The following is a 15,078-nucleotide window of genomic DNA, read 5'->3' as shown; positions in this document are numbered from 1 at the left end:
AGAGTGAGATATCGTACCCCATGCTTAATGGACGTTTCATATTTTTTAAAGTGAAATTAAAAATAATCACTCTAAAAAAGACAAATAGAAGTAAAAAGAAAAAGTAATCAGTGGTAACGTAAAAAACTGGAACGGGAATGGGCGGGTTTTCAAAATCAAATAATGAAACTTGCAAAACCTCAAAGGAATAGAATGGAATTGTAGGCATAGAATAACTCCTTACAGTGTTTACAAAATTGGAAGATAGTCATGAAACAACAACTTTAATAACAATTTTCTTGCTTGCTCAAAGGTTATATATTCTTGATAGAAATGATGATAATTTGCTATTTGGTCTTCTAGAAATTCATATTGATAGTGCTCAAAAAAAGATTGAAATAGCATATCGATTTGACCTTGGGGGATTTGATTTATCCTATCACTTAAAACATAACTTAGCGTGCCGGCTATGTTCATACAGTAAAAATGAAAATCATCATAGAAATCCACCTCATCAGGTAATTTCATAAATTCTGTTCGAAAATCTTCCGTTATTTTACTAATATCATTGGTAGGAAATGGTTTTCTTAATTCAGGATCAATTTCGGTTAATTGCTTTAAAATGGCGTTCATAGGATCTCCCTTAATGTTGGTGCTATTTTTTCTTCGCTTTCTTCTTTTTTGATTCATCTTTTTTCTTTTTATCTTTCTTCTTGGACTTTTTCTTTTTTTCCTTTTTTAATTCGGACTTTTGAGATGCCGGTTTTAATTTTTCTAAATCGATTTCAAAGGGAATTAATTCCGCTTTCATACTTTCTTTAAGCTCTTCTCTATAATCTATTTTCCCTTTAGGATATTTAATAATATTGTTTTTTCGTAAATCCTTTTTATTATTATTTAATGCACATGTATCTTCATGTTTAAGAGCATTGGTAATGAAACGTTTATACATCACGCGAGTCTTATTTTCATCATGATAATGTAAGCTATGAGTATCACATCCACCTTGTTTCCACGTGTATTGTGGCGAATCGATATAGTGACGATCTTCTGTATCAATAAAGTAAGTGATGCTTGCAGAATTGGACATAGGATGAAACGTGACAGTAGTGATGTTGTGCTCGTAATCTACTAAGGTATAGTGCATTAAAATACCTCCTAGGTAGTAATAGGTAGTCTTGTAAATAAAATGGTAAATTAAAGAATATTGAATGTCAATATTCTACTGTAACAACTTAAAATAGAACCAAATATCAAAAAAATATATTTAATTTATTTTATTATATGAAGTTTTGTTTGAAAAAAGTATCGAATTTAACGTAAGAATAGCTAATTTCATAATCTAATTGATAAGAAATTCTACTGAAGAGACTACGCAATCCCCCAGATAAAAGACCTCCCTGCAAATAACGTCGCTAAACTAAACACTATTATTATCGAAATATAACAAAAAATCTAAAAATTTGCATAACTAGTTGTTAAGTTTTTCTTGCTTTGTTATTCTTTAAAACATTAATCATCTAGGGGGGCTCATATGGAAAATAAAGTTGTTAAGAAAAAAATGGTGGATAGGTTTTTAGACGGAATAGAACGAGCGGGAAATAAACTACCAGACCCGGTTACGTTATTCGTCATTTTGGCATTTTTTGTTCTTGCGTTATCATTTGTTCTATCAAAAATTGGGGTTTCGGCCGTTAAGCCAGGCACAGACGAAACGATTGAAGTTATTAACCTGTTAAATCGTGAAGGACTTATTCAAATTATTTCAAACATGGTGACGAACTTTACGGGCTTTGCGCCACTTGGGATCGTAGTCGTGACGATGATCGGTATCGGGGTGGCTGAAAACAGTGGCTTAATATCGGCGTTAATGAAAAAAACGGTATTAAGTGCTCCTAAAAAAATCATCTTACCTGTTATTTTATTTACAGGTCTTGTCGGGAATGTTGCCGCAGACGCAGCGTTCATTATTTTACCTCCAATTGCCGCAATGATTTTCATGAGTGTTGGACGAAATCCACTTGTTGGGTTAATCGCTACATATGCAGCAATTGCTGGGGGATTCAGTGCAAATATTATTATTTCATCTTTAGACGTATTATTACTCGGCATTACAGAAACGGCAGCACAATTGGTTGATCCTACATATACGGGACTTGCAACAATGAACTATTATTTCCTAATTGTTTCAACATTTATTTTAGTCATTGTCGGAAGTTGGGTAACAGTAAAATTCGTAGAGCCTCGCTTTGGTACATACAGTGGGAAAGTAGAAGTGGCTGAACCACTTACAGCTCTAGAAAATAAAGGGCTTCGCTGGGCAGGTATTGTCACGTTAGCCTATATCATTTTAATGGCGATTTTAGTCGTACCGGAATCAGGGCTTTTACGTAATCCAGTAGATAACGGCTTTTTAAACTCACCGTTTATGACGGGGATTGTGCCGATTATGCTGTTCTTCTTCTTACTACCAGGTTTAGCATACGGCATCGTTACGAAAAAGGTGAAATCGGACCGCGATGTTGCAGAACAAATGTTTAAATCAATCGGTGACCTTTCTTCATTCATCGTATTGGCATTCGTAGCAGCGCAAATGATTGCATACTTCGGTTGGAGTAACATTGGACCGATCTTAGCGATTAAAGGTGCAGAGTTTTTACAAAATATGAACTTTACAGGCGCACCAATGTTTATCGGCTTCATTATTATTTGTGCATTGATCAACTTACTGATCGCAAGTGCATCTGCAAAATGGGCTTTACTGGCACCAATTTTTGTACCGATGTTCATGTATTTAAACTATTCACCAGCCGTTACACAAATGGCATACCGTGTAGGGGATTCCATTACGAACCCGGTGACGCCGATGCTTGCATACTTTGCGATTTTACTGGCATTTGCTAGACGCTATGACAAGAATATCGGGATTGGTACGTTAATTTCAGCGTTATTGCCTTATTCAATATTCTTCGCGATTATGTGGATTATTTTATTCGCAATTTGGTTCTTGCTTGGCCTGCCATTAGGTCCTGGCGATGGTATTTTCTTAAAGTAATATTTTAGGATTTTGAACAGTAGCCTTTAGAAGCAGGGAATTACCTGTAATGTTTATTCGAAATACAGACAACTTAGAAAATGGAGACGAGATAAATGACGAATGTATTTGAAATACTAGAACAGAATTTTGATGAAATGGTCGCGATTCGTCGTTACCTACATGAAAACCCAGAGCTTTCACATGAAGAAGTTGAGACACCAAAATATATTGCTGCGTACCATCGTGCCCTTGGACATGAAGTGCGTGAAGGTGTAGGTGGTCGTGGGGTAGTCGCTACTTTAAGAGGCGGCAAGCCAGGTAAAACGGTTGCGCTACGTGCTGATTTTGATGCGCTATCGATTCAGGAGCAAAATGATGTTCCTTATAAATCGAAAGTGGATGGAAGAATGCATGCATGTGGGCATGATGGACATACAGCGTCACTACTTGTATTAGCAAAGGCACTGAACCAGATTCAGGACGAGATTCAAGGGAATGTCGTGTTCATCCACCAATTCGGTGAAGAAATTGCCCCAGGTGGAGCGATTCCGATGATTGAAGACGGCTGCCTGGACGGGGTCGATGTCATTTTCGGTCAGCATTTATGGGCACCGGTCGAGTATGGGAAAATTGCTGTTTGTGAAGGTCCGTTAATGGCTGCAGCAGATGGGTTTTACATTACGATTAAAGGCAAAGGCGGACACGGTGCGAAACCACAGGAAACGAAAGACTCGATTTACATTGGCTCACAATTTGTTGTGAATGCACAGCAGCTATTAAGCCGCCGTATTAATCCTGTGAAACCAGCAGTCGTTTCGATTTGTCACTTTGAAGCGTTAAACCCATTTAACGTCATTGCCGATTCTGTAAAAATTAAAGGTACTGCCCGTGTATTTGATGAAGAAACGCGCGGCATCATTGAACGTGAATTGGAAGACGTCCTGAAGGCGGCTTGCTATGTGATGAAGGCCGATTACGAATACGATTATGTACGCGGCTACTCGGCTGTCATTAATGATCCGGAGACAACAAGATTCTTCATCGAGCAGGCAAAAGAAACGCCAGGTGTCGAGGAAGTGGTCATTTGCGAACCGGAAATGGGTGGGGAGGACTTTGCCTACTATTTAGAAAAAGTACCGGGAACATTTTATTTCACAGGTGCCCGTGACCCTGAGAAAGAAGAAGCTTACCCGCATCACCATCCGAAGTTCGATATCGACGAGCGTGCACTTCTAGTAGCTGCCAATACACTTGCGAAGGCAACGTTGGAGTATTTGAAGAAGCATTCTTAAATTTGAGACGCGAAAAGCTGTTGTGTATAACGGTTTTCGCGTTTTTTTGTACATTTTTAAAATCATACATAAGTAGGGATTTTCGTTATATGCATCACCATTTTTAATAACTTTCACAAAAATAGGTACTAATTATCGCTGTTTTTTAGTAAATTTCTATGTTTCCAATTATCGATAACATCTATGACAATTAACAATTCGCCCTTTATTATGTTAGACTCCTAACCAATCAGTTAGGAAGTATTTTTTTGAAAAAGGATACAGTGATGATTTCGAGGAGGATATAGATGAATTTTTTATCGAGAAGAATTTTAGGAAACACTTTAATCTTCTGGATACTCTTTATAGTATTTGGATCGACAGGTTTTTATTTAGTTTTTATGAAACAGGACCCGAAAGGATTTTATTTTTTATTCTTAATGGTGGGTTTATCCATTCTGTTTGAAAAAGTTTTGTTTAAAAAGGATAAGTAGTGGGGCGTCAAACTGGGGGGATTTCTTCCCTTAAAATTACTAAAGAAGAATCCATTTTTCTAAATCTCTTTTCAAAATGGATTCTTCTTATTTATCGTAAAAGGTTCAAGATGGTGAAGCTATTTAATAGCCACAGTAAACTTATGTTCTAAACTTCGCCACAATCGCTTGCAATTGTTCGGCAAGACGAGCGAGAGAAGTAGCGGCTGCATTTACTTCTGACATAGATGCCAGTTGTTCCTCAGAAGCTGAGGCAACTGATACAGCATTGTCAGCTGTTGTTTCTGAAACCTTCGCCATTTGTAGCGACTGCTCTGAAACAGATTCTATTTTAGAATGGATGCTGTCGGATACAGTTGAAATCTGATTTACCTGATTTTGTACTTGACCAATAATTGACAATATCTCTTCAAATGTAGCCTTTGTATCATGGGAGATGCTGATTCCTGCATCTACTCGATTCTTAACTTGCTGAATAGAAGAAACAGTTTTCGTCGTATCTGTTTCAATTTCAACTGCAATGCGTGAAATATCGTAAACAGACTGCTTTGTCTGTTCGGAAAGCTTTTTAACTTCGTCTGCAACAACAGCAAAGCCTTTACCAGCTTCACCGGCACGAGCGGCTTCAATCGCAGCATTCAGTGCAAGTAAGTTTGTTTGATCGGAAATATCCTGAACAAGCTTTAAAATATTAACGATTTCTTTCGTACGGCTAGCAAGTAATGTTAATGAATCTGCGGTTTCCTCAACGGTAGAATGAATCAGATTCATTTGAGTTACGGTATTTTCTACATACACCGAACCTTTTTCAATTTTTTCACTTGTTGAAGCTGACAGTGCTGTCGCTTTACCGGCCTGACTAGCAATTTCTTTTGCCTCCTCCAATACATCCTTTGCAAAGGCGGCAGAAGAGCCCGACATTTCTTTTTGCTTGTCTGCTGCATCCGATACATTTTGAATGGATGTGGAAATAAGTTCGGTTCCAAGCATTGTTTCGTCCGCGCTAGCCATGAGCTCCTCGGCAGATGCTGCAACTTGGTCTGAACTGTCAGACACATGTGTAATAATATCCCTTAAATTGTTTGTCATTTGATGGAAGGTAACTTGTAACTCACCTACTTCATCGTTTGTATCCGTGGCATTCAGTTCCACATTTAAATTCCCGGCTGCAATTTCCTTTGCACCGGCTGTTAATCGTCCTATGCGATTGACAATTTTGTTTGTAAAATAAAGTGTTGACACGACACTCAAGAATAAAAGCACGACTGCGGCAATAATCGAAATCCATGTAATGGCTTTAATTTTGTTGCCAAGTTCTTGTTGCATCGCGGTATAGTTTGCACTAACCTCTCGTTTTAGCTCGATTACATCATTTACAATTCCGCGAGTACGCTGTGATTGACGCTTAATTTCTGCAACATTTGTATCCTGCAGTGAGGTAGCTGACGCTTCTGCAATATTTGCAAATTTCTCTTCAAAGCGTGTACTAATCTTTTGTTGGCGGTCTGTTGTAAAGCTGTCTTTCAGATTTTTATAAACCTCTTCTGTTCGCGCTAAATCGGTTTCAATATTATGCTTATTGTTTTCTGATACATTAATTGAATAGACACTTAGTGACTTTTGAAGGCTTTGGACCGTGCTGTTTAATTCCTCAACTGCAACAAGGGAATCCACTACTTCTTCCGTAGAGGCGTTGAGGCTCATAAGCTGGCTAATATTATAAGCAATAATACAGACAGCTAATAGTAGCGGAATCAAGGCCAACATTAATATTTTCTGTTTTAATTTCATTGTTGTACGACCCTTTCTTCTACTTAATTATCAGTTGCCCGTCTGCAAGCTTTTGCTGAACGTCTTCCAATAGCTTTTTTTCCTCTTCAGTTAAAGACACGACACGAATTGGCGCAAGACTTACACCATTTTCTTTAATGCCAAGCACTTTATCTTTTTCCGAAAGTGCCCCCGTTTCAGCAATTTCTTCGATTGCCTGATAAACGGCTGTATCAACTCGTTTCATCATGGAAGAAACAATTGTATCTTCTGCAAGGAAAAACTGATCGCTGTCCACACCGAATGCATGTACACCTGCTTCCTGTGCCGCTAAAATAGAGCCAACACCTGTAAAGCCGGCAGCGGGATAAATATAGTCCGCACCTTGCTCGATCATATCCCGTGCAATGGAAGCACCAAGTTGATCATCCCCGAAATCCCCGGCAAAAACAGATAAAACTTCTACATCCGGATTTACTTGTTTTGCACCCGCTATAAATCCCGTTTCAAATCGTTTAATTACAGGATTATTTACACCACCGATAAATCCAACAACATTACTTTTTGATTTCATCGCAGCCAGTGCACCGATTAAATAGGAACCTTCATCATCTTTAAAAGTTACATTATGAATATTCGGCAAATCTGATTCGGCATCAATCAATAAAAATTGCTGATCCGGATAGGCTTTAGCAATCGCTTCAAGATCCTCTTGCACTGTGAAGCCAATACCAATAATTAAGTCTTGCCCCTCTGCCATCAGGTCTTCCAAACCTTGCTTATATGTACCGCTTATCTCAAGCTCTCGGTAATCGAACGTAATATCCAACTCATCACGTGCTTTTTCCAGTCCTTCAAACGCAATATCTGAAAACGACTGGTCACCGAGCCCTGCATCTGACAGCATGACACCAATTTTAAATCGTTCCTTTTTTATTTCCTCTGAACTTTCTGAGCAGGCAGAAAGTAAGACTGAAACGAGAAAGCTAAATAAAAACAACCACTTTCTTTTCATTCCATCATTCCTTTACGTATATTACAGAAGTATGACTTCCAACATCTCTCATATTAACGCATACTTTCTATTTAATAAATAGAAATAATAGTTGCGATATATTTATTAAAAATTGCGATTATTCAGTTTGGTAGTGGGAAATTAATTATATTCAATTAGAAGGATATAACACCTTTTAAAAGTAGAATTTGACGAAGTGATTAGTGTTACAGACAAGAGAAGGGAAATGTGCCGCTGATTCATTAAGAATGCGTTGCAAGAAAATAAGCGGAGAATTTCCCGTTATTTAGTGAGTGGCCTCTGTTTTTGGGGGAAATAAGGGGAAGTTTTTCCCTTATTGTTCAAAAAACTATACTTTTTCGCGCTTTTCTAGTGAATAAGGGGAATTTCTCCCTTTATTTTGGCTGATTTGCGGTTGAATTTCTAAATAAGCGGAATTCTTTCCGTTATTTCAAGCGAGTTTTAAAGGCAGTGTAACATAATTCCAAAAGCATTCTTAAAAATATTCTGTCCCGAATGTTGTATAAACATATTTTTGCTATAATGTAAAAAATGGTATTTTAGGAATTGGAGATTTATCACATGTGGTGAGGTATATAAAACTAACTAATATTAAGGAGATTCATATGACAGCTGTTAACTCTAATCTTTTTAACGGGAATCGCGTAAAACTTTCAATGCCTAGAGAAGAAGACGTTGAAGTTATGCTGAAGTGGGAAGAGGATTCTGAATATCTTCGTAATGTAGATACAGATATAGCTCTTCCTAAATCTAAAGAACAATTGATTTCAGATGGGAAGCCTGCCTTAAATGAAGTATATTTCCGACTTAGAACAATTGATAAGGATCATTTAATTGGATTTGTTACTATTCATAGTATTGAATGGAACAATCGTACGGGGGTCTTGTCCATAGGGATTGGAGAATCTTCTAATCGAAATAATGGTTACGGGTCAGATGCTTTGAAGCTAATACTTCGTTATGCTTTCCAAGAATTAAATTTGGATCGAGTGGGCTTGGAAGTAATTGAGTATAACAAAGGTGGAATAAAAGCGTATGAAAAGGTTGGTTTTCAACAGGAAGGTAGAAAAAGGTCGGCAGTATATCGCGACGGAAAAAGATACGATGTGATTGTTATGGGAATCTTACATAATGATTGGAAGGCTATCCAGGGTTCTGTTGAATAATAATCTATTATGAAAGGTTTCCAAACAACTATTTGGGAACCTGTTTTGTTTCGCATTTTCGGTACGCTTAAATTATGATGCTTAGGAGGAAAAATTGATGCAATTGACTGACCCGACAACTTTTGAAAAATGGTTACAGCCTCATACGATTGAATGGTATAAACAATTAAGTACGATTCAACATAAGTACATATATCCATGGAATTCTACAATTACAGAACCTAATGGAGAATCTATTTTTGACCATGAAGTAACTAGAATCATAGAAGATAAAAAAGTGTTAGATGTTGGGTGTGGTCATGGCGAATTTACAAATAAAAATGGTTTGATTGCAAAAGAAATCGTTGGTTTTGACGTGACAGATCATTTTATTCAAATTGGATTAGAAAATAAAAAAACAAATGTGTCGTTTGTTTTAGGAAATACAAAAGAAGGACTTCCATTCGCTAAGGATGAATTTGATTGTGCGTATATTAGAAAGGGACCACCCTCTGCCTATCTAACCCTTCATAATGTTGTGAAAAGTGGTGGCAGTATTATTGGACTGCACCCAGGAGATGATACACATAACGAACTACCAAACCTATTCCCCAATCTCTTTGAAATTTCAAAAGGAACACCGATTTTAGATAGTCTTCAACAAAGACTTATGCATAGTCATTTCGATCATTTTGAAATTGAAGTCCTCAATAATACTGAATTTCTTCATTCACCTTTAGATGTTTTAAAATTACGTACCTTTGGGCAACATCCTTTTATTTATGAAACATTAAAAGAGAGGGACTTGGCTGAAATCACTAGGATTTATGAACGACATACGACTGCGAATGGCTTAGCTACCACATTTTCACGATACATTATCCGCATAACTGTTTAAATATATAGATATTTGGGAGTGATTAAATGAAATATGATAGAACTACGTCACGTCAACTTATTCTATCATTAGCGTTTCTAGGTCTTGCTGTAAGTATAGCGAGTATTCCATCTGTAAAATGGGTATCGTTAACGGTATTTATCTTCGGTGTTTGCAATGCTTTTGTAACGTATCAAGTAGTAATAAACAAACATACAATTCGTTATACCATTAAACTCTTTGGATTAAAGATTTATAACAAAAAAATAATTCATACAGATGTTGAAAAAATAACGTTCAAACGAATCGGTTGGAACTCAAAATTAGCTTTCATAAAAGTTCAAAAAGGGCTTTCGATTCGTATTGGTTATTTTAAACCAAATGATGTCTATAAAGATTTAATCGTATTTTGCGAAGAAAATGAAATTCCATATAAGAAAACAAAAGATTACAAGATAATTGAGAATATGGGATAATTCAAGTTTTATCCAAATCTACACCTTCTGAGGGAATGATCATTTTTATAAAAATCTCATACTTTACAAATGAAAACCTCCATTTTGATCAATCTTTTTCAAAATGGAGGTTTTCTTATAATGCAAAATAAATAGTTTAAAAAATATGAAACTAATTTCCATTTTTTCCGTCAGTACAGCGCAATACTGGTTGAAGGGGGTTTTACCTTTTACAGTCCTGCACCAGGTTCTCGAAATAACAGCAGGTATTAGCGCATATGGGATTTGTGGAGAGGAATAATCTGAGAAAACATTCTGTATTTTAGAAGTGAAACTTTTTCCAATATTTGTTTAATCGATAGAGGGAATAGGAATAGAAGAAGAACAGCAATGGCTACCAACAGAATTGCCAAGTGAGGAGGATGAGATAGTAATGAAAAGATTAGTAAGCATATTTGGCGCGCTGTTACTCGCTAGCAACTTTTCTGCAACTAGCTTTGCAGAAAGCTCGAAACAGTTTTCGGACGTGCCGCAAACGAAGCATTTCGCGGAAGCAGTGTATGATCTCGCGGAACGAAATATTATCGGAGGCTACCCGGACGGCACATTCAAGCCGGGCAATTCGATTACGAGGGGACAGGCGGCCGCGATTATCGCGAAGATGACCAGCTTGGATACGTCAAATGTGAAAAATTCGGGATTCAAAGACGTCTCACCAGCTAATGGCTACTATAAAGCAATCGGAGCGATGGTAGACAAAGGCATTATCAGTGGATACGGGGACGGCCGGTTTGGTCCGAACGATCCGATCAAGCGTGGGCAGATGGCATCAATCCTTGTCAAAGCGTTCAATCTACCACGTGAGGAGATATATAACCATCCATTTAAGGATGTAGGAAGTTCCCCTTCGCATGATGCAAATATTCTAGCGATTTATGCACTTGGCATCACGTCAGGAACGACTCCGAACACTTTCAGTCCAAACGCCCCGATTACGAGAGGGCAAGCAGCGAAGATGTTGAAAGCAACCGAAGAAGCGAAGCCGCCAATGGTTACGCTCAAAGCAAGCGAATTAAACTGGGACCATGTTTGGATTTGGCAATCGGATGTGGAGAACGGTTTCTTCAAAGCGCACAAAGTAGTCGGAAAAGAAGGCTATACCGAGGATGAAATTCAGTTGGTTCCCTTGAAGGAGGGGACAGGAATACTGAATCTTACGGGAGTGCCGAGCGAGGGCTCAAATGTGAAGAACTACAAGAAGTATTATGTCCACATAAAAAAAGTAAACGGCGAACTGACATTGACACTGGAAGAGACGGATGAAATGGTGCCGACAGCCGTCAATCTATATGACATTAAAGAAAGCATTCAAACGATCTCCCTTACGACGATGGATGGAGAACTACTATCTAGTAATATGCCTTTTAATGTGGATCAATACTCGATTGTATCACTGACAATCGACAAACCTGGTCAGTATATTGCTACAGTGAAACTTGAGAGCGGGAAGGAAATACGGTATGGGATTGAGGCAAAACTGAACGACGCTCATTTTTATTATGATATCGATGTAATCAGAGAAATTCCATTCGCTGTGTATGAGGATACGCCTACGTACAAAGGCGGTTATAAACTTCGGGAAAAAGATGCCGCAGAGATTGCGGAAATCACTCGGGATCCAGGAACGAATACATTCCGAGTGAAAGCTACCGGTAAGAAAGCAGGTGGGATTCATATCGATTACGAAACTAGGCTGACCGACAAATCTTGTGATGACACGGACTGCTATAGTTCTGCTTGGAAAGGCTTGTTTGTAGATGTTAAACAGATTGGTTCCATCGTGAATGTTTATATACGACGGGATATTGAGCCGGATCATTAATTTTCGTAAAATAATCATGCGAGACAATATTAAAAAGAACCCCTTCATCGCCGCGAAAGGCTTTGATGGGGTTCTTTTGATAGCTATTCCTCTTGCAAAAGTTGATGCAACAAACGGTCGCGCTTGTCGGAAAACTGTTTCATGATTGTATAATGGTCCGTTTCCTCCAACGTTGTTCTTTAAAGGAACCTGGTTAGAAGGAACGGCAAATGGGAAAACATTTTGTTAGAATAAGGAAAATAAGTTATTATTTGAATATATACATAATATTAAATGAGGTGTGCTGATGAATGATAAAATCAAAAATAAAAAAACAATAGTCTATAGTATAGGCATATTATTTATCGTAGCTCTATTTGTAATTGTAGTAGCTGTCTTTCCTTTTAAGAGCAAAATATTAACCAGCGAAGAAGTTTTTAATGATGTAGATTTCAGTTCAAAAAATGCAGATGTAAACGGATATTATATGAACTTTAAAGATGCGAACAAAGAATATCTAAAAGAACTTCAGCTGTCAGATGAGGAGAAATTAGCAGTTATAAAAGCGATAGAAAATTCTAGCTTTGAAAGAATACCAAGAACAGATACATCCCTTAAAGAATACGATTATATTGTTTATATTACATTAAATAAACTTTACGAGTTAAATCTCGATTCAACTCAAAAAATATTAGTTTTCACCAATGAATATGATAATGATAGCGATCATTTGTATTATAAAATTTCTAATGACAGTGACTTATTTGAAATTTTAGAAGATGCCTTTTAATGACTTTCTTATCAATCGAATCTAGAACGATAATGGAGTAAAGCGGTCAAAATAGCGGTAGAAATTCCGCTTATTAAGAAAATAATGTAAAGATTCGTAAAAATAAAGGGAGAAATTACCGTTATTGACTAAAAAAATATGAAAACTAACGATTTTTAGATAAATAAGAGGAAATCTTACCGTTATTTTTATTAAAATGAAGACAATTCTTCAAATAAGGGAAAATTCTCCCCTTATTTTTGGGTTCCAAGTATGCTCTGTTGATCAAGCAGCCAATCATCTCATTTCTTCAGTCATCAGGCGCGATTCTGTAATAAGAATCAGCGCCTGTTTTCATTAAAGGACTAATTCGATTTGGGAATGCTATACTTTCATAACATAGGGGGGCGAAAAAATGGATTATACTAAAATTTATTCTGAGGAACTGATTTCCTTAGTAAAAGAGAAAATAGAGTCAGTCGGTGAAGTGAAAGCGGTGAAGTTTGTGAGGGAACAAACAGGCTTGTCCTTAATACAGGCAAAAAAGTTTGTGGATTTTTGTAAAGAATAGACATAACAACAACGATTTAAAAGGAAGTGCTTTTATGGTCAGTAAAATAATTTTAAACGACAGAACAATTCAATTGTGTAGTTATGAAGAAGAAAAAGTAAATGGGCTCTATAAAGTCTCTGTTATTTTTAACGTGACAAGCGAAGAATACCATGACATTGCGACTTTACTTTACAACGGAACATTTGACGTTAAGATTCCAGAGAAGGAATTAATGTTTAGAGGAACAATTTATAACTACTCCACTTCTATTACAAATTTGTATGAAAAAGATCAGGTAGGAGAGTATAAATTGACTTTAGTGGAAGAAAAGGACTGAAATTTAATGAGATTAAGCATATTGGATCAATCCCCAATCTCTTCTAATCAAACTCCTCAAGATGCATTAAATTGGTCAATGAAATTAGCACAGGTTGGGGAGTCACTTGGGTATACAAGATACTGGATTGCCGAACATCATGATTTATCTGGCCTGGCATGTCCTGCACCTGAAGTAATGTTAGGTTACATTGGCGCTCACACGAATCGAATTCGTCTAGGGTCTGGCGCGGTTTTATTGCCTCATTATCGACCATATAAAGTGGCAGAGACCTTTAATATGCTAGCGACACTATTTCCAAATCGTATTGATTTAGGAATTGGACGAGCACCAGGTGGATCTTCTGAAGCGATGATTGCTTTGTCTGAGAACTTTATCAAAAATGTGGGGAACTTTCCTGTCTTAGTGAGAGACTTACTTCATTTTTTAAACGATGATTTTCCAACGGATACCGAATATTCAAAGTTATCGGCGTCTCCCATACCTGAAAATCCGCCAGAACCTTGGCTCCTTGGAACGGGGAAAAAAAGTGCTTTACTAGCAGCGGAACATGGTTTGCCATATACTTTCGGTTATTTTATGAGCGATCATGATGGAGCTGCTATCATTAGGGAATATATTGATACCTTCAAACCAAGAAAAGAAGGGCAAACACCGCAAGTCATCGTTACTGTTAACGTTATTTGTGGAGAAACAACGGAAAAAGCTGAGGAAGTTGCAGCAAGCTATCTCATCTGGTCTTTACAAATAGAAAAAGGGGAGACGCATCAAGGAGTGCCCTCTATAAAAGAAGCTCAGCAATATAAGCTAACTGAAAAAGATTTAGAAACGTTGGAAAAAGTGAAACAGAACATCATTATTGGCAATCCTCATGAAGTGAAACAGAAATTATTTGATTTAAAGAAAACATACGAAGCGGATGAAATGATGATTAATACCATCACATACTCACCGGAAGATCGAATCCGATCCTACGAACTAATTGCAAAAGAAGTATTTTCAGAAGGACATTAATGGAATAACAATCCTCCACAATCAGGCGCATTCTTGAAGAAGAATTGCGTCTTTTTTAACTATAGGGCCATCTAAGGAGTGTCACAGAACGCTATATAGAGCATAAGGAGTTGTTTAGGTATGAAGAAGTTAATTTTAATATTTAGTTTCATTTGTTTATCTGCCTGTTCAAATGAAACATACTCTATTTACGGAGAAATATATTCTATCGAAGAAGATAACATCTATATTGAATGTTCAGATTTAGTTAGAAAATCGGATAAAAGTCATATTAATGATGATATCGGTTATTCTTGTGGCATTAAAATAACTGATGAAACGATTATTAAGACTCAGGCTGGTGATGTATTAACAGTTGATGACTTAAATCAAAATAATGTGGTGTCAGTATATTTTGAAGAGCCGATATTAGAAAGAGCCGATCTTGAAGGGCTAACATTAAATGCTAAAGAGATAACGGTATTCGAAAATTAGGAATAA

At 37.1% G+C, this 15,078-nt stretch carries 15 protein-coding genes; 11 read left to right on the top strand and 4 right to left on the bottom strand.

Annotation, left to right across the window (positions count from 1 at the left end; genetic code table 11):
* Positions 1 to 228: 228 nt before the first annotated feature.
* Both SNE38_RS01220 and SNE38_RS01215 read right to left on the bottom strand, forming a co-directional pair.
* Positions 229 to 612: a YxiJ family protein gene (locus SNE38_RS01220; protein ID WP_336045704.1), complete on the bottom strand. Its 384-nt coding sequence runs from the start codon at positions 610 to 612 to the stop codon at positions 229 to 231.
* A gap of 22 nt (positions 613 to 634) precedes the next feature.
* Positions 635 to 1,126, bottom strand: a complete 492-nt coding sequence (locus tag SNE38_RS01215) for a hypothetical protein (RefSeq protein WP_191705359.1) — start codon at positions 1,124 to 1,126, stop codon at positions 635 to 637.
* Between the two features lie 387 nt (positions 1,127 to 1,513).
* Here SNE38_RS01215 and SNE38_RS01210 point away from each other — a divergent pair, with 387 nt between their 5' ends.
* Positions 1,514 to 3,034: an AbgT family transporter gene (locus SNE38_RS01210; protein WP_191705360.1), complete on the top strand. Its 1,521-nt coding sequence runs from the start codon at positions 1,514 to 1,516 to the stop codon at positions 3,032 to 3,034.
* Between the two features lie 95 nt (positions 3,035 to 3,129).
* Positions 3,130 to 4,308 (top strand): M20 family metallopeptidase, encoded by a 1,179-nt coding sequence (locus tag SNE38_RS01205; RefSeq protein WP_191705361.1) that lies wholly within the window; start codon positions 3,130 to 3,132, stop codon positions 4,306 to 4,308.
* A 614-nt stretch (positions 4,309 to 4,922) separates the two neighbouring features.
* Here the strand turns inward: SNE38_RS01205 and SNE38_RS01200 are convergent.
* On the bottom strand, positions 4,923 to 6,572 hold the full coding sequence (locus SNE38_RS01200; protein WP_336045703.1) for a methyl-accepting chemotaxis protein: 1,650 nt from the start codon (positions 6,570 to 6,572) through the stop codon (positions 4,923 to 4,925).
* Between the two features lie 19 nt (positions 6,573 to 6,591).
* Positions 6,592 to 7,566, bottom strand: coding sequence for a BMP family lipoprotein (locus tag SNE38_RS01195; RefSeq protein ID WP_336045702.1), 975 nt, complete (start codon positions 7,564 to 7,566; stop codon positions 6,592 to 6,594).
* A 626-nt stretch (positions 7,567 to 8,192) separates the two neighbouring features.
* On the opposite strand from SNE38_RS01195, the gene SNE38_RS01190 reads away from it, so the two are divergent.
* From SNE38_RS01190 to SNE38_RS01150, 9 genes are all read left to right on the top strand, one after another.
* Positions 8,193 to 8,753, top strand: coding sequence for a GNAT family N-acetyltransferase (locus tag SNE38_RS01190; protein ID WP_336045701.1), 561 nt, complete (start codon positions 8,193 to 8,195; stop codon positions 8,751 to 8,753).
* A gap of 97 nt (positions 8,754 to 8,850) precedes the next feature.
* Complete coding sequence (locus tag SNE38_RS01185; RefSeq protein ID WP_336045700.1) at positions 8,851 to 9,630, top strand: class I SAM-dependent methyltransferase; 780 nt, start codon at positions 8,851 to 8,853, stop codon at positions 9,628 to 9,630.
* 26 nt (positions 9,631 to 9,656) lie between these two features.
* Positions 9,657 to 10,085: a hypothetical protein gene (locus SNE38_RS01180; protein WP_336045699.1), complete on the top strand. Its 429-nt coding sequence runs from the start codon at positions 9,657 to 9,659 to the stop codon at positions 10,083 to 10,085.
* Positions 10,086 to 10,497: 412 nt separating this feature from the next.
* Positions 10,498 to 11,946, top strand: a complete 1,449-nt coding sequence (locus tag SNE38_RS01175) for an S-layer homology domain-containing protein (RefSeq protein WP_336045698.1) — start codon at positions 10,498 to 10,500, stop codon at positions 11,944 to 11,946.
* A gap of 286 nt (positions 11,947 to 12,232) precedes the next feature.
* Positions 12,233 to 12,715, top strand: coding sequence for a hypothetical protein (locus SNE38_RS01170; RefSeq protein WP_336045697.1), 483 nt, complete (start codon positions 12,233 to 12,235; stop codon positions 12,713 to 12,715).
* A 394-nt stretch (positions 12,716 to 13,109) separates the two neighbouring features.
* The gene (locus tag SNE38_RS01165) at positions 13,110 to 13,265 is read left to right on the top strand and encodes a hypothetical protein (protein WP_191705367.1); all 156 of its coding nucleotides are present in this window, start codon (positions 13,110 to 13,112) and stop codon (positions 13,263 to 13,265) included.
* 34 nt (positions 13,266 to 13,299) lie between these two features.
* Complete coding sequence (locus SNE38_RS01160; RefSeq protein WP_191705368.1) at positions 13,300 to 13,584, top strand: DUF3219 family protein; 285 nt, start codon at positions 13,300 to 13,302, stop codon at positions 13,582 to 13,584.
* Positions 13,585 to 13,590: 6 nt separating this feature from the next.
* Positions 13,591 to 14,598 carry an LLM class flavin-dependent oxidoreductase gene (locus SNE38_RS01155; protein WP_191705369.1) on the top strand — a complete coding sequence of 336 codons (1,008 nt, stop codon included), beginning with the start codon at positions 13,591 to 13,593 and terminating at the stop codon, positions 14,596 to 14,598.
* A gap of 120 nt (positions 14,599 to 14,718) precedes the next feature.
* Positions 14,719 to 15,072 (top strand): hypothetical protein, encoded by a 354-nt coding sequence (locus tag SNE38_RS01150; RefSeq protein WP_336045696.1) that lies wholly within the window; start codon positions 14,719 to 14,721, stop codon positions 15,070 to 15,072.
* Positions 15,073 to 15,078 lie beyond the last annotated feature (6 nt).

The organism is Solibacillus ferritrahens, assembly GCF_037027585.1.
Classification (GTDB): domain Bacteria; phylum Bacillota; class Bacilli; order Bacillales_A; family Planococcaceae; genus Solibacillus; species Solibacillus ferritrahens.
The sequence above is the reverse complement of the archived record's forward strand: the minus strand, read 5'-3'. Positions and strand labels throughout refer to the sequence as shown.

Excerpts from the sequence above, each read along its gene's own strand:
- SNE38_RS01155 (WP_191705369.1), top strand. The coding sequence starts at position 13,591 with ATGAGATTAAGCATATTGGATCAATCCCCAATCTCTTCTAATCAAACT.
- SNE38_RS01150 (WP_336045696.1), top strand. The coding sequence starts at position 14,719 with ATGAAGAAGTTAATTTTAATATTTAGTTTCATTTGTTTATCTGCCTGT.
- SNE38_RS01215 (WP_191705359.1), bottom strand. The coding sequence starts at position 1,126 with ATGCACTATACCTTAGTAGATTACGAGCACAACATCACTACTGTCACG.
- SNE38_RS01220 (WP_336045704.1), bottom strand. The coding sequence starts at position 612 with ATGAACGCCATTTTAAAGCAATTAACCGAAATTGATCCTGAATTAAGA.
- SNE38_RS01185 (WP_336045700.1), top strand. The coding sequence starts at position 8,851 with ATGCAATTGACTGACCCGACAACTTTTGAAAAATGGTTACAGCCTCAT.
- SNE38_RS01160 (WP_191705368.1), top strand. The coding sequence starts at position 13,300 with ATGGTCAGTAAAATAATTTTAAACGACAGAACAATTCAATTGTGTAGT.
- SNE38_RS01165 (WP_191705367.1), top strand. The coding sequence starts at position 13,110 with ATGGATTATACTAAAATTTATTCTGAGGAACTGATTTCCTTAGTAAAA.
- SNE38_RS01170 (WP_336045697.1), top strand. The coding sequence starts at position 12,233 with ATGAATGATAAAATCAAAAATAAAAAAACAATAGTCTATAGTATAGGC.
- SNE38_RS01195 (WP_336045702.1), bottom strand. The coding sequence starts at position 7,566 with ATGAAAAGAAAGTGGTTGTTTTTATTTAGCTTTCTCGTTTCAGTCTTA.
- SNE38_RS01190 (WP_336045701.1), top strand. The coding sequence starts at position 8,193 with ATGACAGCTGTTAACTCTAATCTTTTTAACGGGAATCGCGTAAAACTT.
- SNE38_RS01200 (WP_336045703.1), bottom strand. The coding sequence starts at position 6,572 with ATGAAATTAAAACAGAAAATATTAATGTTGGCCTTGATTCCGCTACTA.
- SNE38_RS01205 (WP_191705361.1), top strand. The coding sequence starts at position 3,130 with ATGACGAATGTATTTGAAATACTAGAACAGAATTTTGATGAAATGGTC.
- SNE38_RS01175 (WP_336045698.1), top strand. The coding sequence starts at position 10,498 with ATGAAAAGATTAGTAAGCATATTTGGCGCGCTGTTACTCGCTAGCAAC.
- SNE38_RS01180 (WP_336045699.1), top strand. The coding sequence starts at position 9,657 with ATGAAATATGATAGAACTACGTCACGTCAACTTATTCTATCATTAGCG.
- SNE38_RS01210 (WP_191705360.1), top strand. The coding sequence starts at position 1,514 with ATGGAAAATAAAGTTGTTAAGAAAAAAATGGTGGATAGGTTTTTAGAC.